Source organism: Lactiplantibacillus plajomi (assembly GCF_005405405.1).
Classification (GTDB): domain Bacteria; phylum Bacillota; class Bacilli; order Lactobacillales; family Lactobacillaceae; genus Lactiplantibacillus; species Lactiplantibacillus plajomi.
The window spans coordinates 1-22,283 of the sequence record NZ_BJDZ01000036.1 but is presented as its reverse complement, the minus strand read 5'-3'; the positions used below and the strand labels follow the sequence as shown (position 1 = coordinate 22,283).

Genomic DNA, 22,283 nt, shown 5'->3' with positions numbered 1-22,283 from the left:
CCGCGGTGTTTTTTATTTGCCCGCGGCCTAGACATAAATAATACCTAATTTTTACATTATCAATATTCGATAATTAAACTGTGCGCTTAAAATACGGGTTAACAGAAAAAAGGAGTGCGATTATTGTGGTTGCCATTCAGCTAACCCGTTTATCCAAGCATTACCAAGAGCAAGTAGTAATCCCCGCCCTGGACCTCACCATTCCCGACCGTCAAATCACCGCCTTAATTGGGCCTTCCGGTTCCGGAAAATCTACGATTCTCAATATGATTGCTGGTCTAACGGTGCCTAGTAGTGGTCAAATTCTTTTCGATGACCACCCCGTTTTTGATCAACAACGGGGGACTTCGATGCCCCCAGCTAAGCGCCACCTGGCAATGGTCTTTCAAGACTTTGCCCTCTGGCCGCACATGACCGTGGCCGGTAACGTGAGTTTCGCGTTGGCACCCAAGTTAAGCAAATCTGAACTGACCCACCGCGTCGATTGGGCTTTAAGCCAGGTCGGTTTAACCGACCTCCGCGACCGCTACCCACGCGAATTATCGGGTGGTCAGCAACAACGGGTCGCCCTCGCTCGGGCCATCGCCGTTAAGCCCAAGTTAATTTTATTCGATGAGGCCTTAAGCGCCCTAGATCCGCAACTACGCGCCAGTCTCCAAATTGAAATCAGTCGCTTGATTCACCAGAACCAATTAACGGCGCTGTTCGTCACCCATGACCGTCAGGAAGCCCTCCGAATCGCCGACCACGTTGTCTTGATTCGTGATGGTCGCGTCGTTCAGGCTGGGAGCCCCACGACGCTTTACCAACGGCCGGTCAACGCCTTTGCCGCCAAGTTTTTCGGGCCACTGAACCAATTAGACGGCCACACCGCCATCCGTCCCGAGCACGTGCACCTCGCCACTCATCATCCCGAGCAACCGAAGACCCACGGACAAGTCCAGTCCAGCACCTTTCTTGGCGACCACTTCGACAACCTAATCGACGTTGCCGACCAACAGTGGCACGTTAGTTCGGCGAGTGCACTGCCAGCTGGTCCCGTTACGCTTAGCTTTGACCCACAATACTTAATTCATTATTAGGAGTGAAATCAACCATGTCAAAAACTGCCGTTACCACGTTAACCCTGCTCGGCGCGCTCGCAATCGGTGCCGGGATTTACGCTGCCAATTACCAACACCGCCCAGCCGCAAGTTCAAAACCATCAGGCCAGACGCTGACCGTTTACACGGCGGGGCCCAAGCCCTTATCCGACAAAATTGTTAGTGGCTTTGAAGACCAAACCGGCATCAAGGTCAAAATCTTTGACGGCACGACCGGCAAAATTCTCAGCAAGTTAAAGGCGGAAAATCAAAATCCGCAGGCCGATGTCTTGGTACTCGCCTCGATGGCGGCCGGCGTCGATTTACAAAGTCAGGGGAAGTTACTCACTTACGATGCTAAGGGGGTGGCCAAACTAAATCCGCGCTTTAAGGACCCTAACCACCAGTTATTTAATTACAGCGCCTCGGCGGTCGGCATCACCTACCGTAAACAGGCCGGACTACCGGTTCCCGAGGACTGGGACGACTTAAACCAGTCCGCCTACCGCAACGCGGTGACCATTCCGGATCCAAAGTCGTCGGGTTCCAGCCTCGACTTCATCAACGTTTACCAACAAAAACACGGTACGACGCTGTTCAAAAAGCTGAAACAAAACGGCGCGGATATTGGCGGTGCCAACAAAGAAGTGTTGGACGCCGTCGTGACCGGCCAGAAGAAAGCCGTTTTAGGTGGCGTCGACTATATGAGTATTAGTGCCATTAAAAAAGGCGAAAAAATCGGCTTTAGCTATCCGGATAGTGGCACGTTGGTCAACCCACGACCGGCAATGATTTTAAAATCCAGCGAGCATCAAAAAGCAGCCAAGCAATTCATCGACTACCTCTTATCGAACAAGGTCCAAGCTCAAATCAAAGCTAAGTATCTGATCCCTGGAACCGCGCAGAAATTAGTCAATCCGCTCAATAATGACACCATTAACGCCTATCAAGTCGATTGGTCGACCGCTAATCAAACCCTCACGAAGAACTTGAGTCGCTTTAATCAGGTCCTGACCCATGCGTAAGCGCCACGTTCAAACTCGGCTAGCGGCTCCACTGACCATTTTACTGGCAATCTTGATCGCCGGTCCGCTAGTTGCGTTACTAAGTCAAACCTTGTTCGGCAGTCGCCCCAGCGCGTTGTGGCAGCAATTGATTGCACCGGCCACCCTGACTAGCCTACGTCATAGTCTGCTGTTAGGTGCTGGCACCATCATTGGGACCACCGTTATCGCGACCCCGTTAGCGTGGATTATGACGCACACCCGCCTGCGGGCTTACCGCTGGCTCCACTGGTTGCTACTAGTACCGTTCATGACCCCGCCCTACATTAACGCGATGGGCTGGATCTACTTCTTTCAGCCCCACGGGTTGGTGCAACAATTGCTGCCCCGTGCCGACTTAACTTTTAAGTGGTTATTTAGTCCGTTCGGGATGATTCTTATCATGAGCCTGCACCTCTACCCGGTCGCCTACCTGCTTTTAAAGACCGCCCTTACCCAGTTCAACCAGCGCTGGCTGGACGCGGCGACCGTCCACGGGGTGCCCTTCAAGCGCCAGCTCAGCAAAATCATGCTGCCAATTTTATTAGTACCGTACTTAGCCGTTTGGGTCCTCGTCTTCACGAAAACGTTGGCAGAATTCGGGACGCCGGCAACCTTTGGCCGTAACATCCATTTTGACGTGTTAACAACGACCATCCAACGCGACCTTAGTCAGTGGCCACTAGCCTTTAAGAACGGCGTACTGACCGGGAGCGTGCTACTGGTCATCGCGTTAAGCGCTTGGCTGATCCAGCAACGCTTTTTGGCCCACCCGGTCGTTCAACTAACCGCTAACCAGGCCCCAATTCTTTACTGGCGCCACGGTGTCACCGGTTGGGCGGGGGGCTTCACCGCACTGCTACTAAGCGCGGCGGTCGGTATTCCGTACGTTTCGATTATCACCCAATCGCTGTTCAAGCAACGCAGTGCCGGCATCGCCGCTGGGAACTGGACGTTCAGCCACTACTTAGAACTACTGCGTTTCGACAGTCCGGCCTTTCACGCACTGATCACCACCTTTGGCTTAGCAATCGCTATCAGCATCCTCAACTTAGTATTAGCCGTATTAATCAGTGCTGGTAGTTTATCCCAGCGGCTCCCCCGGTGGATCAGCCAAACGTTAAAAACCCTCGGGGCCCTGCCGCTCGCCATTCCAAACGTGGTGCTGGCGCTGAGCTTAATGATCTTGTTTTCACAGTGGTTGGCGTTTACCAAACTGTACGGCAGCCTACTGGTTCTAATGATTGCGGATATTACGCTGTTCCTACCAACTTCCGTTCAATACATTACGACCGCCCTGCAAGAACTCGACCAGTCCTTAGTGGCTAGTGCCCGCGTGTTCGAAGCCAATCCGTGGCGCATCCTAACGAAGATCATACTGCCGATTTTAGCACCGGCGCTGACCAATAGTTTCGCGATGGCGTTCATTGCAACTAGTCGTGAACTAGTCGTCGCCCTACTACTGCTGCCTTCGGGAATGACGACCATTTCGTCGTTTATCTTTCAGTCCTTTGAGCAGGGGGACGCGTCGCAGGGTATGGCACTGGCCGTGGTCACCGTGGCCATCACGTTTGTCATCATACAACTGACGGGGCAGTTGCTGACTAAGGAAAGTACGCCACGTCAAGCTTAAACGCCCCACCAATTTTAAAAGTGCCCGCCAATGGTTAGTCGGAACAGCTAACCATTGACGGGCTTTGTTGGTAAAATTATCGATTGACTCCCGTTATAAAAGCGGTATCATTAATAGTGAATAATATCACAAAAAGGGAGCGATAACATGGATTTTAATGACCTTTTAGTACAACGTCGCGCCATCCGCGATTTTACGTCCCAACCCGTTAGTCATGACGACATTCGCGCCATCGTCAAGGATGCTCAGCAAGCGCCTTCTTGGAGTGACTCTCAACCTTGGCACGTTACGGTTGCCACCGGGGCTGCGTTGGACCAAATCAAGACGCAACACGCTGAACGGGTGCAAGCGCACGTCCGCGGGCATTCCGAACTTGTCCCGACCCACCGTAACGAATGGAGCGGTCAGCCACGGGCCAACATGGCCGCGTTCGGCGAAGATTGGCACCAGTTCGCCGATGACCCGGTCAACATGTTGGATGCACAGGGGGTTCTCTTCCACGCACCGGCACTCTTATACTTAACGGTTGCTAAAAGTTCGTCAACTTGGTCCTATTACGACCTCGGCGGTTTCGGGCAACTGTTAATGCTGGCCGCGACTAACCGCGGGATTGACTCAATGCCAGCTTATGAAATCGTGAAGTATCCCGACATCGTCCGTAACGTGCTCCCAATTGCTGATGACCAGTTACTGGCCATGGGTATCGCGCTCGGCTACCGGAGTAATGCGCCCATCAACGGGATGCACGCCTACCGACCAGAACTTGACAGCATCCTGACAATTAAAGACTAATCATCACCTTCCGTTAGACTCAAAAAGGTAAGTCACTTCAAACCGTGACTTACCTTTTTAATAATGTCTATTTTTTGGCTTGATTGGATTCCTCACCAATTTTAAAAAGCGGGATTTTAGGTAACGCATTTTCACCCGTTTGCCGCTTTGGTTGCGACCCACCGTTTAACCGTTGTTCCAAGCTCCGTTGGCGTTCGGCTTCCACCTGCTGGGCCGTTCGTAAGCCCCGTTTTTGCCAATTTAGCAGGATGCGGTCCATGTAGGTCAGGTTATAAACCTGCCGAAGAACCGCCTCGCGCAACGCTAAGCCGATTACTTCCGGGTCATATTGGTCTTCATCAAACCACTTACTAATGCTTTCCATTTCAATTGGCGACAACGCCCGGCCGAATTCCCGTTGAATATCGGTAAACACTTTTTGACGAGGGTTGGTTGCCACCGCCTGATCCGTCTGGGTCGCCGCTGCCCGTTCAGGCTGCTTGACGGCGAGTGCTAACTTATCGTATAAACCGTCAAAATTATAACGGTCGTGAATCTTGTTGTCCGCTCCGGTCACCGACTCGATCGTCAAAAACTTTTTAGCCAGCATTTCATGTAACCGCTGAAAGACGGTATTGCTCGACTCACCTAAACTTTTGGCAACCACCGCCGCGTCCGGAAATTGCTGTCCCTGATCCGTTAGTCGTTTAAATTGTAAGTAAACCAGCAACTCATCGTTGGTTAGCCCAATTTCGCGGTAGTGCACCAATAACGTATTGGCGACCGCAGTCTGGCCGTCGTGGAGCAGTGCGTGTGCTAAGAGCTCCATTTACATTCTCCCCTTTGAACAATGAAAGCGCGAAACCACGGCTTCACGCTTTCCATTTCATTCTAATTCAGTTATTTTGCGTGTGCCGCAATTTTTTGGTCCATAAACTTTTGTAACCGTTGGTGAGCCTTCCGCAGTGAAGCAAGGTCGGTCGCGTAGCTTAAACGAACGTGGCCGGCTAACCCGAAGGCTTCACCAGGAACGATCCCCACGTGGGCGTCCTGTAAGACCGCCTGTGCAAACGCCATACTGTCCGGATAACCCGTTAAGGTCAACGCCTCGCTAATATCCGGGAATAAGTAGAAGGCGCCGGCCGGCTTGCCAGCCGGAAACTTAAATCCAGGTAAGGCGGCCATCAACGGGAACCATTCGTTGAGGCGTTCCTCGAAGCCAGCCCGCATCTTAGCGACTGAACTTTGATCCCCACCAAAGGCTTCAATCGCGGCGTATTGCGAAACCGCCGCGGGATTGCTAGCAGCGTGGCCCAAGACGACCCCCATTTTAGCCATGATTTCCTTCGGGCCGGCAGCGTAACCAATCCGCCATCCGGTCATCGAATAGGCTTTTGACACCCCGTTGATCAGGACGACGTGGTCTAGGTGCTGATCACCAAGTTCCAACACTGACGTGAAGGAACTGCCGTTATATAACAGCTTTTCGTAAATTTCGTCAGCAACCACTAGCACGTCGTGTTCGACCGCCCAATCTAAAATGGCGGTTAATTCGTCGCGACTAAAGACTAAGCCGGACGGATTTTGGGGTGAATTTAAAACGAGCGCCTTCGTCTTGGCGGTCCGTTGCGCTTCTAAATCCGCCACCGTAAAGCGGAACTGGTGGTCAGTCGCAACTTCCACCGGCCGCCCGCCAGCTAACTTAACCTGTTCTGAATAACTCACCCAGTATGGCACCGGTAAGAGTACTTCATCGTCGGGATTCAAAATCACTTGAAATAACGTAAACAGCGCCATTTTAGCACCATCCGTTACCACGATTTGTTGCGGGTCAAAATGGTGACCGTGATCGGCTTCGATCCGGTGACTAATGGCCTGCTTTAGTGCCGGCAAGCCAGTCGCAGGGGTGTAAAAACTCGACTGCCCGTTTTGAATACTTTCAATCGCAGCCTGTTTAATATTATCCGGCGTTTGGTAATCCGGTTCACCAATTCCCAAGTTGATGACGTCAATGCCATCCGCAAGCATCTGCTTAGCCATTGAACTCACTTGTAACGTTGCTGACGGTTGAATTTGCATGACTTTTCGTGATAATTCCATGTACATCCGCACCCCTTTTAAATATTAATAATCGATTTTAACTGGCTGCCGTTACGATATTGCAAAATCTCGTAACACAAATTTTTCTTTTGGTTAAGGTAGGTGATCTCCCACACCACGTTGCCCTGATACTTGCCTAACGTAATCTTGATAACTTTACTAGGATTACGTTTCGACCAAACCTTGCGCAGGGCTTTTTCGCGGGAAATCCCCGCCGATTGTTTCACGACCGTGGTCGCGTGCTTTTTGTTGGTATTGATCAGCGCGTACACCGGCACGTTTTTACTGGACGTCCCGGTCACCGCGTAGTAACTCTGGTTACCATTATACTGGGAAAAAGCCGTGGTCGTTTTTAGCTTTCCCTTACTGACTGCCAAACTATAAGCCGTCTTTTGCGCACGGTGCGCCGGGCGTTGAGCGACCCAGAGCGTCCCGTAAACCGCAATGATCACCGCTAAAAGGACTAACAGGACCACTTTAATCACTTGTTCCGGGCGTCGTTTACGTTGAACTCGCATATTTTTTTTGATCCTTTCAAAAACAGATAAACTAATTATAGCAAATTAATCTGGGTCCGAAACGCTTTGCGTCTTAGTTTTGAAAAAACTTTGAAGTTCCGTCGTAATCTCCGCTACCGACCCGGTCGTTGGCGTCAACGACTTCGGTAATGCCTTTAAAATCGTCTGACCGTACCGCTTCGTCACAACGCGGTCATCCAAAATAATGGCGGCGCCGCGGTCGTCTTCGGTCCGAATCAGCCGACCGAGCCCCTGCTTTAACTTAAGGGCCGCTTTGGGCAGTGCTTCGTGATAAAACGGGTTGCGGTTGGCGTGACGGAGCTGGTCGTAACGGGCCTTGGTCGTTGCCTGGTCCGGTGACTCGAACGGTAATTGGGTCACAATCAACAGTTCTAGCTGTTCTTGCGGTAAGTCGATGCCTTCCCAGAAACTGGCGGCGCCGAGTAAGATGGCGTTGTCACCCTGCACAAACCGGCGAATCAGCTTTTCACGACTCCCATTGATACCCTGAGCCAGCAATTCGCGGTCACTAACGGCCCCGGACTGGTGCAGCCGGTAAAAGACCGCTTCAATCATGTTGAGCGAATTAAAGAGCACTAACGTCTGCTTTGGTGCCGCGGTCACAATTTGTTCGATGGCGCGGGCGAGATAGCCAGCCCGCTGCTTGCCGCTTGGTGATTCGGCGTTAGTCGCGTCGGTCGCCACTAACAAGCGTGCTTGTCGTTTCAAGTCAAACGGACTGGCTAACTGGTGATGCTCCGCCGTCGTCGCGTCGAGGTCTAACTGGTCGTAGACGTACTGGGATTTACCGGTAGCAAACAGGGTCGCTCCGGTCAGTAACGGGGCACTGAAATACGGGTATAACTGGTCTTTGAAAAAGCCCTGGGTATCGATCAAGCTACCAGAAAGCGTCAGGCTTCCGCGATCGTGCCATTGGTTTAAGTTGATCCAAAAGACCCGCTGGCCGCGTGTAACCGGCATGACCCACGCCCGCAGTAAGTCGTAACCGCGACGGAGATCCTGAAACCGGTTATAAAAATCGTCCAGGACGTGTTGTTCACGCGGTAAAATTTGCGACTGATCGTGCTGGTACTGCTCGTTAAGCTGTTGATACTGCAAAAAACAATTTTCAATGGCCGTTTGCAGTTGCTTGATCAACGCGTTATGGGTCGCAAAAAAGCTGGTGATTTCATCCGTTGTGATTGCAATTTCTAACGGCTGACTGCCGCCCTTCTGACTCGGTACAAACTGACGTGCCAAGGCCGCTTGGAATTGTTGTAAGTGTAAATCGGTATCCTTCAACGAATTATCCAGTAATTTCAAGCGGTAATCGGCTTGGGGCTGCTCGGCAAATAAAGCCCGCAAGTTCAAGTCGTGCTCCTGGTCGATCCGACTGGCTAAGCTATGACAGGCGGACATGTAAAAGTTAAAGTTGAAGGTCTGCCGTGATTCCCGCAGCACCCCGTCTGGTAAGTGTTGGGCTTCATCCAACACTAATAACGGCTGCTGCTGACGGCTGCCTAACTGTGCAACGTGGCGCATTAGATAAGCGTGGTTCGTAATAATGAAGGTCGCTTGGGCGGTCAGTTGATCACGCCGCCGTAAAAAGTCTTCCTTAAAGAACGGGTCATCCGCCTTTAACGAAGCCGCCCCGTGGTGCGCGATCTCGGCAAAGTATGGTGCCTGGTAGGTCGTCAAGTGCAGTTCATCAAGATCACCGGTCAGCGTCATCGTTAACCAAACGAGGACCCGCAGTTTTAATAACTGGGTCTGCTTAGAATGTTCGTGTAACGCCAAGCCGTGAGCAAACCGGTTCAAGTCAACGTAGTGGTGGTTGCCCTTGATCACGACGGCGCTCACCGCATCCGGTAACAACGCGTTCAGTAGCGCCACGCCCTGTTCTTGTAACTGGGTCTGCAAAACGGTCGTCGCGGTGCTAACCACCACCTGGCGACCATCCTGTGCGAGGTACGCCAGTGGCAGTAAGTAGCCCAGCGTTTTGCCAGTCCCGGTCGGCGCTTCGATCAGCAGTGGCTGCTGCTGTGCCTGTTCATTCGTATAGTGCCGATAAATCTGATTCATCATCCGGGCCTGTTGCGGACGGTAAGTTAAATTCTTACCAAACAAGCGGGTTTTTTGGGCCTTAGTCACCGGGTAACGGTGTGGTTGCCGACCAGCCACCCCTTGCGGTAGTTCCGGCTTACGCAACGCGATGCCGTTGCGGACCATCAAATTCTTAGGTAACGGCTGCGGGTGTTGTTTCCCCCGTTGGAGCGCGTACGCGAATAGCTCCGCGGTTTCCCGTGGTAGTTCCGGTGCGAGCCGCACCATTTGTTGTAAGGTGATCAACGGCAAACTTGCTAAGCGCTTTTGCAAGAAAATAAAAAGGTTAGCCGTTGCGACCGCATCACTATCCGCTGAGTGCGGATGTTGGTGGGCAATGTCCAATAAATGGCTCAAGTCGCGTAACCGGAAACTGGGTGCGGTCGGCAGTAAAATCTGCGCTAACGACACGGTATCGACCGCCCGAATCGGCAACTCTGGATAACCGACCCGCGCCAATTCAGCGTTGATGAATGGCAAGTCAAAGTTAACGTTATGGGCAACGAAGACCGTCCCTTGAAGCAAGCTGTAAATGGTGCCCGCTAAATCGTCAAACGGCGCGGCCTTACGCACACGCGCGTTACTGATACCGGTCAAATTCTCAATGACGGCGGGGACCGTGGTCAACGGGTTCACGTCCGCCGCAAACGTATTTACTATTTTATTATTTTTGACGAACGCACACCCGATTTGGATGATGCGGTCGCCGTCCTTTACACTAGTACCAGTTGTTTCAATATCAACAATGGCATAGGTCGTGGTTGGTTTCATGGTCATTTCCCCAAGTACCAGCCCGTTTAGGCTGTTAGTATTGCTGAACTTATCAGCTTTTCAAGTAAATTATAGCATACCGCGGTGGCCGCCGAAGGGTGACTCACCCCTGACCGACCGCTAAACAATTTAATCCGTTTTTAATCTTACCATACGGTACTGCTCAACGGGGCCGTATTCGCCCACCTTTTGCTGACCCGATAGGTTACTCACCGAACGGTCAAATTAATAAAAAATGGTAAAATTCAGCAAAGGCGTGCGCGTTCCCCCGCCAGTCGTAGTCAAAAGCGCCATAATAAGGTATCATAATCTTATTAATCTACTTTAGAAAGGCAGCGACACGATTGAAAAATCTAGCTACCGGTACTAGTCATGCCAAAATTATATTAATTGGGGAACACGGGGTGGTTTACGGTCAACCAGCCATCGCCCTTCCCATCTCAACGATTCAAATGCAGGCCGTCATTCACAAGCGTGATACGGCCCAAACCGTTAAGAGTCGATACTTCAATGGTGACTTTCAAATGATGACTGCCAACCTTGGCGGCATCCAAGCCCTAATCAAGACTTTATTGAAACGCTTCGACGCCCCCGACCAGGGCTTCGATATTCACATTACAAGTGACATTCCTTCCGAGCGGGGGATGGGATCGTCGGCCGCGGCGGCGGTTGCCGTTACCCGCGCCTTCTACGACTTTTTTGAACGACCACTAAGCCATCAGGAACTCCTGAAAACGGCGAACGTGGCCGAAAGTTACACCCACGGCCAACCAAGTGGCTTAGACGTGGCCACCGCCAGCGCGACGTCGCCAGTCTGGTTCGTGAAGGGCCGGGAAAATTACCCGATTCCGGTCAACTTACACGGTTACCTCGTCATTGCTGATACGGGCATTAAGAGTCAAACTAAAATTGCGGTGGCAACCGTCAAGAACCTCTTGATCGTCGAAGGCGAAACGATTCAGCAGCACATTACCAGCTTGGGCGCGCTGACCCGCCAAACGCGCGATGCGTTAGCTGACGGGGACCTGCCCGCCCTAGCGCACGCGTTAAACGGCGCCCAGGATGACCTACGCTCGCTGGGTGTTAGCCACCCCGCCTTGGAACAATTATTAGCGGTTGCCCGTCAAAACGGGGCGGTGGCTGCAAAGTTGACTGGTAGCGGCCAGGGTGGTTGCATGATCGCCGTTGCACCCGAAGCTAGCATTGCGAACACCTTATCGCAAAAGCTGGCTGCTGCCGGTGCCACCGCGACCTGGGTCGAACCGCTACATACAGACGCGTAATTTGGAGGAACCTTAATGACAACCACCGTGACAGCTAAAGCCCACACGAACATTGCCCTGGTTAAATACTGGGGCAAAAAGGACGCTCAGTTGATGTTGCCGCAAAACGGCAGCATTTCACTAACGCTCGACAAATTTTACACCCAAACTAGTGTGATCTTCGATAACCAACTTGAACAAGATCAGATCACCTTTAACGGTCAGACCCTAACCGCCAGTAAAGCCCAACGAATCAGCCGTTTTCTCGACTTGGTCCGCCAACGGAGCGGACAATCCGCCGCGGCTAAAGTCGTTACTGAAAACCACGTACCGACCTCGGCGGGGCTAGCCTCTTCGGCTTCCGGCTTTGCCGCGCTCGCCGCGGCGGCTAGCCGGGCCGCCGACATGCAACTTGACAACACCGCTTTAAGCCGGTTAGCGCGCCGGGGCTCCGGTTCCGCGACCCGGTCAATTTTTGGCGGGTTCGTCGAGTGGCACGCCGGTCACGACGACGCCAGTTCCTACGCCGAATGCTTGCAGGACCCGGTCGACTGGGACGTGCAAATGATCGCTGTAGTTTTAAAAAAGACCCAAAAGCCAATTAGTTCCACCGCCGGGATGGCCAGAGTCGTCGCGACCTCGCCGTATTACCCGGCCTGGGTTCAAACCGCGAATCAAGATCTGGTTGCGATGCGCCGCGCGATTCAAGCCCGGGACCTTACGACCCTCGGTGAAATCGCGGAAACCAACGCCATGCGGATGCACGCCTTAAATCTAAGCGCTAAGCCGGCGTTTAACTACTTTACGGCCGAAACCTTAACGGCAATTCAAGCGGTCAACGACTTACGCGCTAACGGCATAACCTGTTACTATACTCTGGACGCTGGCCCGAACGTGAAAATTATTTGCGCGGGCCACGATACGGCGATGATCACGCGGGAACTATCCCGCTACTTTGATTCGGAGCAACTGATCGTCGCCAAGCCCGGACCGGGCATCACAATCTCAGAAAATGATTAAATTAGTTACGGTCCCAGTCGACCTTGAAAGGACATGATGGCATGATTACGGTGAAAGCACCTGGAAAACTTTACATTGCCGGCGAGTACGCCGTTGTAGAACATGGTTTTCCGGCGATCATCGTTGCGCTTAACCAGTTTGTGACCGCAACGATTTCACCCAGCGATACGGTTGGTAGTATCGCCTCAGAACAATATCAGGAAAATTCGATTGTTTGGCGCCGACGGGGGGATACCATGGTTTTCGATAACCGGGATAACCCCTTCCACTACATTCTTTCCGCGATTAGCTTAACGGAAAGCTACGCTCACGAACAGGGGCGCGAGCTCGGCTTGTACCACCTCGGCATCAATAGCGAGTTAGATAGCGCCGATGGTAAAAAGTACGGTCTAGGTTCCTCGGCCGCCGTCACGGTGGCAACCGTCAAGGCGCTTTGTCAATTCTACGATTTACCCCTCAGCAAGCCACAACTCTTCAAGCTTGCCGCTATCGCCCACCTTTCCGTTCAAGGCAACGGGTCGCTGGGTGATATCGCCGCCAGCGTTTATGGCGGTTGGATTGCCTACCACTCGTTTGACCGCGACTGGCTACACCTTCAGCGCAAAACGGCAAGCTTGACCGAGCTACTCAACATGCCGTGGCCGGACTTACAAATCGACTTGCTGACCCCACCGAAGGCCCTTAAACTGATGATTGGTTGGACCGGTTCGCCGGCTTCAACCTCACACCTCGTGGATAAGGTGGCGCTCGTCAAGGCGAAACAACGCACCGAATACCAAACGTTCTTGCAGGCAAGCAGAGCCTGCCTACAACGGATGATTGCCGGCTTTCACGCGGGTGATTTACACGCCATTCAAACTGAATTGCGCTGTAACCGCCAACTCTTACAATCACTCGGTGAATTTAGTCACGTCACCATTGAAACACCGATGCTACAACGCCTAATTAGCTTAGCCGAGCAAGCCGGGGCCGCGGCCAAAACTTCCGGGGCCGGTGGTGGCGATTGCGGCATCGTACTGATCGACCGCACTATCGATCCCCAGCCGCTACTTAAAGCTTGGGCAGCGCACGGCATCGAACAGTTAGCGTTGTCCGTGCACCACGTCGACGAAGCTTAATTTCAATCACGTCAATCAACGGGTCCGGTCGTCAGTGACGGCGCGGCCCGTTTTATTTAATTGGAGGTGGCTTACTTGCCACAAAATCAACAATCACACCGTAAAGACGAACACGTTTCGTTAGCGGAAAAATACTATCAAACGAGTACCGTAAACTCGTTCGACCAGGTCCGTATCCGTCACGATGCCCTGCCGGAAACGGCGGTTGCCGACGTCCAGCTCACAACTAAGGTCGGTCAATGGCACTGGGCCAGTCCGCTTTACATTGAGGCTATGACTGGCGGTTCGCCCTATACAGGAAAACTAAACGCCCGTCTGGGTAAAGTTGCCGCCGCCTGCGACTTACCAATGGCAACCGGGTCACAAAGCGTGGCCATTAAGGCACCCGAACTTGCCGACACTTTTGCGGTTGCTCGTAAAGCTAACCCCACCGGCCTAATTTTTGGTAACCTGGGTGCGGGCCACAGTCTGGCGGCCGCCAAAACGGCGGTTGCGATGCTTCACGCCGACGCCCTCGAACTCCACTTAAATACGGTACAGGAAATCGTCATGCCCGAAGGTGACCGGGATTTTCACTGGCTAGCAAATATTCAGGCAATCACGAAACAATTAGCCGTGCCCGTAATTGCTAAGGAAGTCGGTTTTGGTATTTCCAAACCCACGATGACCCAACTTTATCAGGCCGGCGTGCGCTACCTGGACCTTGGTGGCCATGGTGGAACCAACTTCGTTAAGATTGAAAATCGGCGGCGTCCCGACCGCGACATGGCTTACCTAGATGACTTTGGCCTAACGACCGTTGAATCACTCCTGGCCGTCCAGGACCACCCGCAGGACCTGACGATTCTGGCTAGCGGTGGCGTTCGCCAACCACTGGATATCCTCAAAGCACTGCTGCTTGGAGCGGACGCGGTCGGCATGGCCGGTACCATCCTGCACGCGCTACTGCACCATACTGACGATGAAGTCATCAGCATGCTCACGGACTGGCAGGCCCAGCTCAAGCGGTTAATAGCCCTCGTTGGTGCCACCAGCGTTGAATCCCTTCACCAGATGGGAGATAAAGTGCTGTTATCACCCGAACTTGTTCAGTACAAGCAAACACTTTAAACAAAAAAATTGGCAACATGTTTAGTAGCTAAAAGTCTTAATTTATCAAGAACTTGGTTATAACAATTATCCCCTAATAAAGAAACCAACCGAACGAGCGCCCCCCCACTTTTACTTAAAAAAGGTTATGCTAGCGATAAGTCAAAGGGGGATTGACGATGTTAGCTTGTCAAAATTGTGGGAAACCGTTGAAACGCACCGACCGAGCTTACTTCTTATTGGAAGTACCGCACCGCTCAATTGGTGAAATTCGGAGTTTTTTAGCCGTTAACTCAGTTGCTTACTGTCCAGATTGCGTACAAATCATGCGGACAAAGGCACTTAATTAAACCGTATACACAAAAATGCTCAGCAGTCGCTGAGCATTTTTTTACGTTCATAATTGTGTGTTTTCGTTAGTGGCTAAAAAGCGCAGCCCCTTTGGAAAGAAGTTTTTGACGGTCGCCCCGACCGCCTTACCAAAGCCAACTGGTAATCCGTCACAACTCAAGACCCGAAAACCATTAGTCGTCACGGCGGTGGTTAACTGGAACGTTTCCCCGTGGACGTACCGTTGCCACTGTTCGTGATCAATCGCGAGTTGCGGCCAATCTAGGCTGTCACTTGCCAGCGCTAACGCGTAACTCGGTTCAAAGCGTTTTTTCTTAAACGTCCCTAACTGCGTACCGGGGCGAAAGACCTTTAACTTGCGGGTGACCGGCATCATTGCCGGCACCGCATAAAGTTGCTCGCCGTGCGCTTGTAAAGCGACGTTCGGAATCGCGGTAACACCCTGGCTCGTTAGAAATTGTTGCCAAAGCTGACGTTGAGCCGGCGTTAAATTATCGCGGACCGTCTTTTGGGGCTTAACGGTCGTTTCATCCGTATTCACAAGTTTGGCAATAAAGTGGCCCTCACCGCGCATTAAGTGTGGAAATAACCGGGCTGCCTTTTTCAGTTCGGGGTTGCCATCCGCCCACTCCGGTCGGCCGTCGACCATTCCGGCCGTCTTTTCGATCGGTTCCAATTTTAGTTGCGGGTAAGTTTTTAACAGCCAAGCCATCATTTGCTCGTCTTCCTCGGGCGCAAAGGTGCAGGTCGAATAAATTAAGTAGCCACCCGGTTTGAGCATTTTGACCGCTTCCGTTAAGATTTCCCGCTGGCGGGTCGCGCACTCAGCCGGGTAATCCGATGTCCAGTACTGCATCGCCGCCGGATCCTTGCGAAACATCCCCTCACCGGAACACGGGGCGTCCACCAAGATCCGGTCAAAGAACCCGGCTAATTCTTTAGCTAGCGCGGCCGGCGTCGCGTTAGTGATCACGGTATTTAAGGCCCCGTAACGTTCAACGTTATCACCTAAAGCGGTTACCCGCTTGGGATTGATCTCGTTAGTCACCAATAACCCCGTTTGGCGTAAATAGCTCAACAGGTGGGTCGTCTTGCCACCCGGCGCCGCACACAGGTCCAATACCCGTTCATTCAATTGCGGGCGCGCCACTTCACCGACCGTCATGGCACTAGGCTCCTGACTGTAAACCGCACCGGCTAAGTGTTCCATGGCGTTACCGTTGACCCGTCCGTAATAGCCGATGGGACTGTACGAAACGGCACTCGTCATTTTAACCCGCATTGCGGGTGTTACGGCCTTAGCTGGGTTGACCCGGAAGCCCTTTTCGACCGGCGCATCAAACGCCGCAAAGAACGCGGCGGCCTGGTCACCTAATAGCCGTTCGTATTTAGTCATAAATTCTGCTGGTAATTGCACAAACTTTCCTCCTCAGTTACGTCAAGCACTCTCAATTAGATTACCACACTTGGCGCCGACCGCAAGAAGGGAAAGATTCGCAATCCGCTAAAAACTATGCTAGATTTAAAGAATAATTGTGGTGAATGAGAGGGTTACTTAATATGGAAAGAAAACTAATTGCCTTAGACTTAGACGGGACGACCTTAAATGCGGCTTCAGGACTGAACGCCGCAACCATCCAGACGATGCAGCGCCTCCAAGCAGCCGGCCACATCGTTAGCATCATTACTGGCCGGTCATACCAAGGGTCACAGGCCATTTACGATGAACTAAAGCTCGCTAGCCCGATGATCAACTTCAACGGGTCGCTGGGACATTTGCCACACCGGACTTGGGAACACGAGTACCAGTTCACGGTGAATAAGGCCATCGTGTTAGCATTAGTCAAGTACCGTGAGCAACTCGGCATCAGCCAAATCATTGCCGAAAATAAAAATAGTACGATGACGGCCGGTCAAGACGTCGTCGCCGACCAGTTTTTCCCAGAAGTGGCTAACAGTCCGCGACTCACGCCAGAAACGCTGACCCGTAACCCGAACTCACTCGTGCTAATCGTCCAACTCGACCGGCGTTCAGCGGTGGTCGATTGGATTAAAAGCCACTTCGGCGATTTGGTGGACGTGGGGATTTGGGGTGGTCCCAACGCAATTTTGGAAATCACGTCGAAGGGCGTGCATAAGGCGAAGGGCGTCGCTTACCTCGCCGACCGTTTTAAAATTGCCCGTCAAAACATCATTGCTTTTGGTGACGAACACAATGATTTAGAAATGCTCCAATACGCTGGTCTCGGCGTGGCGATGGCTAACGGAACCCCCGCTATCAAAGCGGCCGCCGACGACATTACGCCTTATAATAACGATCAAAACGGCGTGGCCCGGTACTTAGAAAATTACTTTGACCTCGCAGAATAACGTTCACTACCGACCGTCCTCAATCAGGACGGTCTTTTTTATTACACTGCCGGCGTTCGCCGTCAATGATGACCAACCATTGCCAGTTCCCCTGCTGCTGGGAATTGCGCCACGCGACTTCGATTAAGATTCGTTGTTTGGTATTCAAAGTTACCCCCGCTTTCCGGTCCGCTTACACGCCTACTGTAACGCCGTTGATAGCTGATTACGACTACAAAACTTGATTGTCTCAATGAACTTATCAACGTCGTCGTTCCCCAGTGTGAATTGCAAGACAATTAACGCCAATTATGCTATAACGACTTTGTAGGATTAATTAATAAACTAATCATTTGGAGGCGTTTTATTTGAAAATCTACCGCGCAAATATCGTACCGTTAAACGACCAAGCAATTGGGACCGCTGCTCATGGTAGCGCCCTGTTCGTTGTAAACGGTGACACGCTGACCGTTAACATCGAAATGTTCGATACCCCGGCTAACGAACAACACTGGGAACACTTCCACGGCTTCCCGGATGGCCGTCCAGCCGAAATTGCCACCGCCGCACAGGATGCCAACCACGATGGTTTCGTTGACTTACCCGAAACCGAACCCGTTTCCGGGACAACGATGGTGCCGTTCAACGACCAACCTGAAACCATGGACGTACCGAATGACGCTTACCCGGTTGCCGATGCCAACGGCTACTTTGCCTATACCAAGGTCGTACCGTTAGCCCAACTGGACGCTGCCTTTAAAAAGGTATTCCATGATAGTGAACTCGCGCTAGACAAACGGGTCATCTACATCCACGGGGTCGCCCCAAGCTTAAACTTGCCGAGCACCGTGGCTGGTGAAGTCGCCCAATACGACCACCACGTCACCTTACCGATTGCGGTCGGTAAGATTGAGGCCGTCCAACTTTAAGACGGACTGCCAACATAACTCTAAAAAAGGCGCCTCCCCGCGGGAGACGCCTTTTAATTGACACTTAATTTAATTAGATAACGGGGTCTTTTCCGCTACGGGCAACGCAACGTCTAAGCGGGTCAAGTCAGCGTAAGTTTCGCGCTTCACGACCAGGTGACTCTGGCCATCCTCGCAAAAGACGACGGCCGGTCGCGGATTACGATTATAATTGCTAGCCATCGAATAGCCGTACGCACCGGTATCCAAAACGGCGAGCACGTCTCCCGGTTGGGTTGCCGGCAAGGACTGGTTCCAAATCAGCATGTCACCGGATTCGCAATACTTACCAGCAATCGACGCGACTTGTTGCGCTGGCAAGGTTGGGTCCTTAGCTAACACGGCCTCGTACTTCGCATCGTACAGCGCCGGTCGAATGTTATCGCCCATCCCGCCGTCAACGGCTAAGTACTTCCGAATGCCAGGGACTTCCTTTGAAGCGCCCAAAGTATATAGCGTCGTTCCCGCCGTCGCAACCAGCGAACGACCGGGTTCGATCCAGATTTCTAACATTGGCACGTGGTGCGCCTTAGTCTGCGCAATCGTTTCCTTAATAATACTGTCCACGAAGTCGGTTGGGGCCAACGGTTGGTCTTCCGCCGTATACTTGACCCCAAAACCACCACCAACGTTCATAATTTGCGGATAAAAGCCCAGCTCGTTTTGCCAACGTGCGAAAACGCTAACTAGCTTATCGACGATCATCTCAAAACCGTGTAATTCAAAAATTTGCGAGCCAATGTGACAATGAATCCCGACTAAGTTCAAATATTTAGCCGCCTGGGCTTGCCGAACAGCCTGATCCGCCTGGCCGCTATTGAGGCCGAAACCAAACTTGGAATCTTCCTGGCCAGTCGAAATATATTCGTGGGTGTGGGCCGAAATCCCCGGCGCAATTCGCAACATAATGGTCACGACTTGTTGCCGCGCAGCACTTAAGCGGGTCAATAAGTCGAGTTCGTAAAAATTATCAACCATGATACAACCAACGCCGGCATCCAGTGCCATCATTAACTCTTCTTCGGATTTATTATTACCATGAAACGAAACTTTTGCCATTGGAAAGCCCGCTCGTTGTGCCGTATACAGCTCGCCACCGGACACCACGTCACAGTGGATACCGGCCTGGGCAATCAGTTGGTACATCGCTACGGTCGCAAACGCCTTGCTGGCATAGCTGATCTGGTACGCCACGTGATTAGCTTCAAACACCCGTTTGAAATCAGCAATCGCCTGCCGAATCTCACCCGTATCGTAGACGTACAGCGGCGTTTGGTATTCCTTAGCCAACGCTAGACTATCGACACCACCGATCATTAAATGGTGCTGCTCATTCAATTCTTGCTCACTCAATTGTTCGTTCACGGTCTAACCCTCAATTCTCTGTCTGCTTAGTAACAAAAAGGCCGGCCCAAATTCGGCCGGTCACACGTATCCCACTTATTTAGCCGCTTCGTCGCTCTTTAAAACGCCGCCAACACTGTAGCGGTTCTTTTGCATCTCACTTAAAATGACGTGAACGTGTTCTGCTGGTGCGCCAGTGTTCTTGCTGACCGCATCCGTCACGTCCTTGACTAAGTTTTTTAACTGTTCTTGTGAACGACCCGCGATCAAGTCGATGTGTACGATTGGCATTCGGTCCACACTCCTCATAGTATTCTTACAAAAACTAATCATACTTTAATTATGCCAATTTTGCAACCATTCTTATTTAACCCGTTAACGACCGCCACGCCGTCAATTAGCTCGAACAATGGTCCCATTAAAATTACCTCACCGACTCCCACTGGCGTCACCGCTAAATTCCGGATAGAATCCGCCACAAACCGATAAAAAATGCTAAAATTGAGGTAATTAGAAGGTGACCAGTTGTCACAGAAAGAAGGAACGCTATGCTGACCCACCAGTTTAATCCCTATTCCGCTTGTACGAGTATTCTCGTCGGTAAAAATGCGAGCGCGGACGGTTCGACCATGATTGGCCGTAATGAAGATTCCCGGGCCGCGTGGGCGAAAAAATTCGTCGTCCATCCGCACACCGAATTTGACGCCCCGCAAACTTTTACTTCGACGGATCAGGACCACCCGTTTAGCATGACCCTACCAAAAATCCGTGCTAAGTATACCGCCACCCCGGAATGGACCGCGAAGTACGGCCTGTTTGAGGAAGACGGTATCAACGAATACGGGGTCGCAATGAGTGCCACCGAAAGTGCCTACTGCAACGCCCGGGTGCTCGCAGCCGACCCGTACGTTAAGGATGGGATCGGCGAAGAAGCAATGGTGACCGTTACGTTGCCGTACATTCATTCCGCCCGTGAAGGCGTTGAGCGCTTGGGCCACATCATCGAAGAACACGGGACCTACGAAACTAACGGGATTCTCTTTAGTGATGCCGAAGAAGTCTGGTACATGGAAACCGGGGCCGGTCATTACTGGGTCGCCCAGCGGATTCCGGACGACGCCTACGCGGTAGTTGCTAATCAGCTGGCCATTCAAGAAATTGATTTAAGTGATCACGATAACTTCATGTACGCCAAGGAAATTCGCAACTTTGTTCTGGATAACCAGCTCGCTTCAATGGACAACGGCTTAAACTTCCGGGAGGTCTTCGGGACCGCCGACGTTTCCGACCAGCACTATAACACCCCGCGGGTCTGGTACGGGCAACGCTACTTTACGCCCGCCGTGGAACAATCGCCAGAATCATTTAACTTACCGTTTATTCAGCGAGCGGCCGGCTTGATTCATATTGACCAGGTTCAGCACTACCTAGCCTCCCACTACGAAGGCACCCCGTTTGACCCGGTCGGTAGTGGGACTGAAGCGGAAAAGCACGCCTACCGCCCGATTAGCTTAGCCAAAACGCAGGAGTCGCACGTGCTACAAATTCGTGAGGACTTACCCGACCAAACTTGCGGTATTCACTGGTTGGCAATGGGCGTTGCCGCCGAGAGTGTTTACGTCCCGTTTTACGCTGGCGCGGCTGACACCCCCAAAGCTTACCAAGTGGCAACCGAAAAGTACGACCCGACTTCCGCCTACTGGATCTTTAAGCTTGTCGGCGTATTGGTTGACGCCCACTACCACGAATTACACGGCGACCTGCAAGCCGCCCAAAAAGAATTAGCAATCCAACTGGGCCACCACTTAATTACGACCGATCGCGAAATTGAAGATCTTAGTGGTGACGCCTTAACCACGGCTTTAACCGCTGCGAACGAAAAATCGGCTCAACTTGCCCTCAGTGCAATGAAGACCCTAACTGCCGATTTAATTACTCGAAGCACCGACATGTCACCACTCAATTACCAAACGGATTTAAATTTATAACCGCTTGAATTTAAGCGTTAAGTCACCTGCTCTGCAGTAACGACTTAACGCTTTTATATTGTGCTGGAAACTGTTATAATGCATCTCGGACGTTTTTTATCGTAAGGCCGGGATTCATTTAATTGTTTAATTGATTTGTGGTTGAGGTTCGATGAAGATTCCCGGAATATTTTATCAAAGGAAGGTTTTAATGAAACGCGTTACATTATTAATCGTTACCATGACATCCATGTTATTGTTAGCCGCTTGTGGTCAGCAAAGCTCCCAGAAGGTTTCCGCAAGCCGAACGGCGGCCGCCGCAACGGTCAGCCGTCAAAGCCAGTCTAGCCAAAAGGCAAAAACGGCCAAAAATGCTCAACAATACGTGGCTAAGTTACGCCAAAGTACCAATAATAAAATCACGGGCGTCCGTTACGCCGACAACACGGTCACTTGGACCGTTTCTAAGGCGTGGGCGAACACGCCGCGTCGCAGTTTGACCCACGCAGTCACTAAGCTGATTGCGACGACCCAAATGCAGGCGTCCCTTCACGACCAAAAGACGCCTAACATCGTTATCGAGCAGGCCAACGGGAAGCGCGTCTGCCACCAGGACGTTGGTTACGACATCGTCTGGGACAATTATTATTAATCATTAAGTCACGAATAAAATTGATCCACCCAAGGTTGACAAATGTACTAGTCCCTGTCAAGTTGACAGGTGAAATAATATAATTCTCGGACGTAACTTAAGCGGCTTTATCGCGATATTCTTTCGCGGTGGAGCCGTTTCT

General features: G+C 51.8%; 21 protein-coding genes. 13 read left to right on the top strand and 8 right to left on the bottom strand.

Features of this window, described 5'->3' with window-relative positions; translation table 11 throughout:
• Positions 1-125: 125 nt before the first annotated feature.
• The 4 genes from FFM82_RS12225 to FFM82_RS12210 all read left to right on the top strand — a co-directional run bounded on the left by FFM82_RS12225 (position 126) and on the right by FFM82_RS12210 (position 4,550).
• Positions 126-1,082 carry an ABC transporter ATP-binding protein gene (locus FFM82_RS12225; RefSeq protein ID WP_137646092.1) on the top strand — a complete coding sequence of 319 codons (957 nt, stop codon included), beginning with the start codon at positions 126-128 and terminating at the stop codon, positions 1,080-1,082.
• A gap of 14 nt (positions 1,083-1,096) precedes the next feature.
• Positions 1,097-2,107 (top strand): extracellular solute-binding protein, encoded by a 1,011-nt coding sequence (locus FFM82_RS12220; RefSeq protein ID WP_137646091.1) that lies wholly within the window; start codon positions 1,097-1,099, stop codon positions 2,105-2,107.
• Complete coding sequence (locus FFM82_RS12215) at positions 2,100-3,758, top strand: ABC transporter permease (protein ID WP_137646090.1); 1,659 nt, start codon at positions 2,100-2,102, stop codon at positions 3,756-3,758. The genes FFM82_RS12220 and FFM82_RS12215 overlap by 8 nt, the downstream gene beginning before the upstream one ends.
• Positions 3,759-3,905: 147 nt before the next feature.
• Positions 3,906-4,550, top strand: a complete 645-nt coding sequence (locus tag FFM82_RS12210) for a nitroreductase (RefSeq protein WP_137646089.1) — start codon at positions 3,906-3,908, stop codon at positions 4,548-4,550.
• A 67-nt stretch (positions 4,551-4,617) separates the two neighbouring features.
• On the opposite strand, the gene FFM82_RS12205 is transcribed toward FFM82_RS12210, so the two are convergent.
• The 4 genes from FFM82_RS12205 to FFM82_RS12190 all read right to left on the bottom strand — a co-directional run bounded on the left by FFM82_RS12205 (position 4,618) and on the right by FFM82_RS12190 (position 10,021).
• Positions 4,618-5,358, bottom strand: coding sequence for a DnaD domain-containing protein (locus tag FFM82_RS12205; RefSeq protein WP_137646088.1), 741 nt, complete (start codon positions 5,356-5,358; stop codon positions 4,618-4,620).
• A gap of 71 nt (positions 5,359-5,429) precedes the next feature.
• A complete protein-coding gene (locus FFM82_RS12200) occupies positions 5,430-6,629 on the bottom strand; it encodes a pyridoxal phosphate-dependent aminotransferase (protein ID WP_170178299.1) in 1,200 nt (399 codons plus the stop codon).
• A 17-nt stretch (positions 6,630-6,646) separates the two neighbouring features.
• Entirely contained in the window at positions 6,647-7,147 is a 501-nt protein-coding gene (locus FFM82_RS12195) for a cell wall elongation regulator TseB-like domain-containing protein (RefSeq protein WP_137646086.1), read from the bottom strand.
• A gap of 45 nt (positions 7,148-7,192) precedes the next feature.
• Positions 7,193-10,021 (bottom strand): helicase C-terminal domain-containing protein, encoded by a 2,829-nt coding sequence (locus FFM82_RS12190; RefSeq protein ID WP_137646085.1) that lies wholly within the window; start codon positions 10,019-10,021, stop codon positions 7,193-7,195.
• Positions 10,022-10,365: 344 nt separating this feature from the next.
• Here FFM82_RS12190 and mvk point away from each other — a divergent pair, with 344 nt between their 5' ends.
• From mvk to FFM82_RS13600, 5 genes are all read left to right on the top strand, one after another.
• Positions 10,366-11,304: a mevalonate kinase gene (gene mvk, locus FFM82_RS12185; protein ID WP_137646084.1), complete on the top strand. Its 939-nt coding sequence runs from the start codon at positions 10,366-10,368 to the stop codon at positions 11,302-11,304.
• Positions 11,305-11,319: 15 nt separating this feature from the next.
• The gene (gene mvaD, locus FFM82_RS12180) at positions 11,320-12,303 is read left to right on the top strand and encodes a diphosphomevalonate decarboxylase (RefSeq protein WP_137646083.1); all 984 of its coding nucleotides are present in this window, start codon (positions 11,320-11,322) and stop codon (positions 12,301-12,303) included.
• Positions 12,304-12,344: 41 nt separating this feature from the next.
• A complete protein-coding gene (locus tag FFM82_RS12175) occupies positions 12,345-13,421 on the top strand; it encodes a phosphomevalonate kinase (RefSeq protein ID WP_137646082.1) in 1,077 nt (358 codons plus the stop codon).
• Positions 13,422-13,496: 75 nt separating this feature from the next.
• Positions 13,497-14,531, top strand: coding sequence for a type 2 isopentenyl-diphosphate Delta-isomerase (fni, locus tag FFM82_RS12170; protein WP_137646081.1), 1,035 nt, complete (start codon positions 13,497-13,499; stop codon positions 14,529-14,531).
• A 158-nt stretch (positions 14,532-14,689) separates the two neighbouring features.
• A complete protein-coding gene (locus FFM82_RS13600; protein WP_170178298.1) occupies positions 14,690-14,860 on the top strand; it encodes a hypothetical protein in 171 nt (56 codons plus the stop codon).
• Positions 14,861-14,907: 47 nt separating this feature from the next.
• Here FFM82_RS13600 and FFM82_RS12165 read toward each other — a convergent pair whose 3' ends face one another.
• Positions 14,908-16,278, bottom strand: coding sequence for an RsmF rRNA methyltransferase first C-terminal domain-containing protein (locus FFM82_RS12165; RefSeq protein ID WP_137646080.1), 1,371 nt, complete (start codon positions 16,276-16,278; stop codon positions 14,908-14,910).
• Between the two features lie 143 nt (positions 16,279-16,421).
• On the opposite strand from FFM82_RS12165, the gene FFM82_RS12160 reads away from it, so the two are divergent.
• On the top strand, positions 16,422-17,231 hold the full coding sequence (locus FFM82_RS12160; protein WP_137646079.1) for a Cof-type HAD-IIB family hydrolase: 810 nt from the start codon (positions 16,422-16,424) through the stop codon (positions 17,229-17,231).
• A 19-nt stretch (positions 17,232-17,250) separates the two neighbouring features.
• On the opposite strand, the gene FFM82_RS13920 is transcribed toward FFM82_RS12160, so the two are convergent.
• Complete coding sequence (locus FFM82_RS13920; RefSeq protein WP_263854491.1) at positions 17,251-17,379, bottom strand: hypothetical protein; 129 nt, start codon at positions 17,377-17,379, stop codon at positions 17,251-17,253.
• 199 nt (positions 17,380-17,578) lie between these two features.
• On the opposite strand from FFM82_RS13920, the gene FFM82_RS12155 reads away from it, so the two are divergent.
• Positions 17,579-18,139: a hypothetical protein gene (locus FFM82_RS12155; RefSeq protein WP_137646078.1), complete on the top strand. Its 561-nt coding sequence runs from the start codon at positions 17,579-17,581 to the stop codon at positions 18,137-18,139.
• A gap of 69 nt (positions 18,140-18,208) precedes the next feature.
• Here FFM82_RS12155 and lysA read toward each other — a convergent pair whose 3' ends face one another.
• Both lysA and thmT read right to left on the bottom strand, forming a co-directional pair.
• Positions 18,209-19,543: a diaminopimelate decarboxylase gene (gene lysA, locus FFM82_RS12150; RefSeq protein WP_137646077.1), complete on the bottom strand. Its 1,335-nt coding sequence runs from the start codon at positions 19,541-19,543 to the stop codon at positions 18,209-18,211.
• Positions 19,544-19,618: 75 nt separating this feature from the next.
• On the bottom strand, positions 19,619-19,813 hold the full coding sequence (gene thmT, locus FFM82_RS12145) for a 2-hydroxymuconate tautomerase (RefSeq protein ID WP_137646076.1): 195 nt from the start codon (positions 19,811-19,813) through the stop codon (positions 19,619-19,621).
• A 257-nt stretch (positions 19,814-20,070) separates the two neighbouring features.
• Here thmT and FFM82_RS12140 point away from each other — a divergent pair, with 257 nt between their 5' ends.
• Positions 20,071-21,510, top strand: a complete 1,440-nt coding sequence (locus FFM82_RS12140) for a C69 family dipeptidase (protein ID WP_137646075.1) — start codon at positions 20,071-20,073, stop codon at positions 21,508-21,510.
• Between the two features lie 190 nt (positions 21,511-21,700).
• Entirely contained in the window at positions 21,701-22,141 is a 441-nt protein-coding gene (locus FFM82_RS12135) for a hypothetical protein (RefSeq protein WP_137646074.1), read from the top strand.
• The last annotated feature ends 142 nt before the right edge of the window (positions 22,142-22,283 follow it).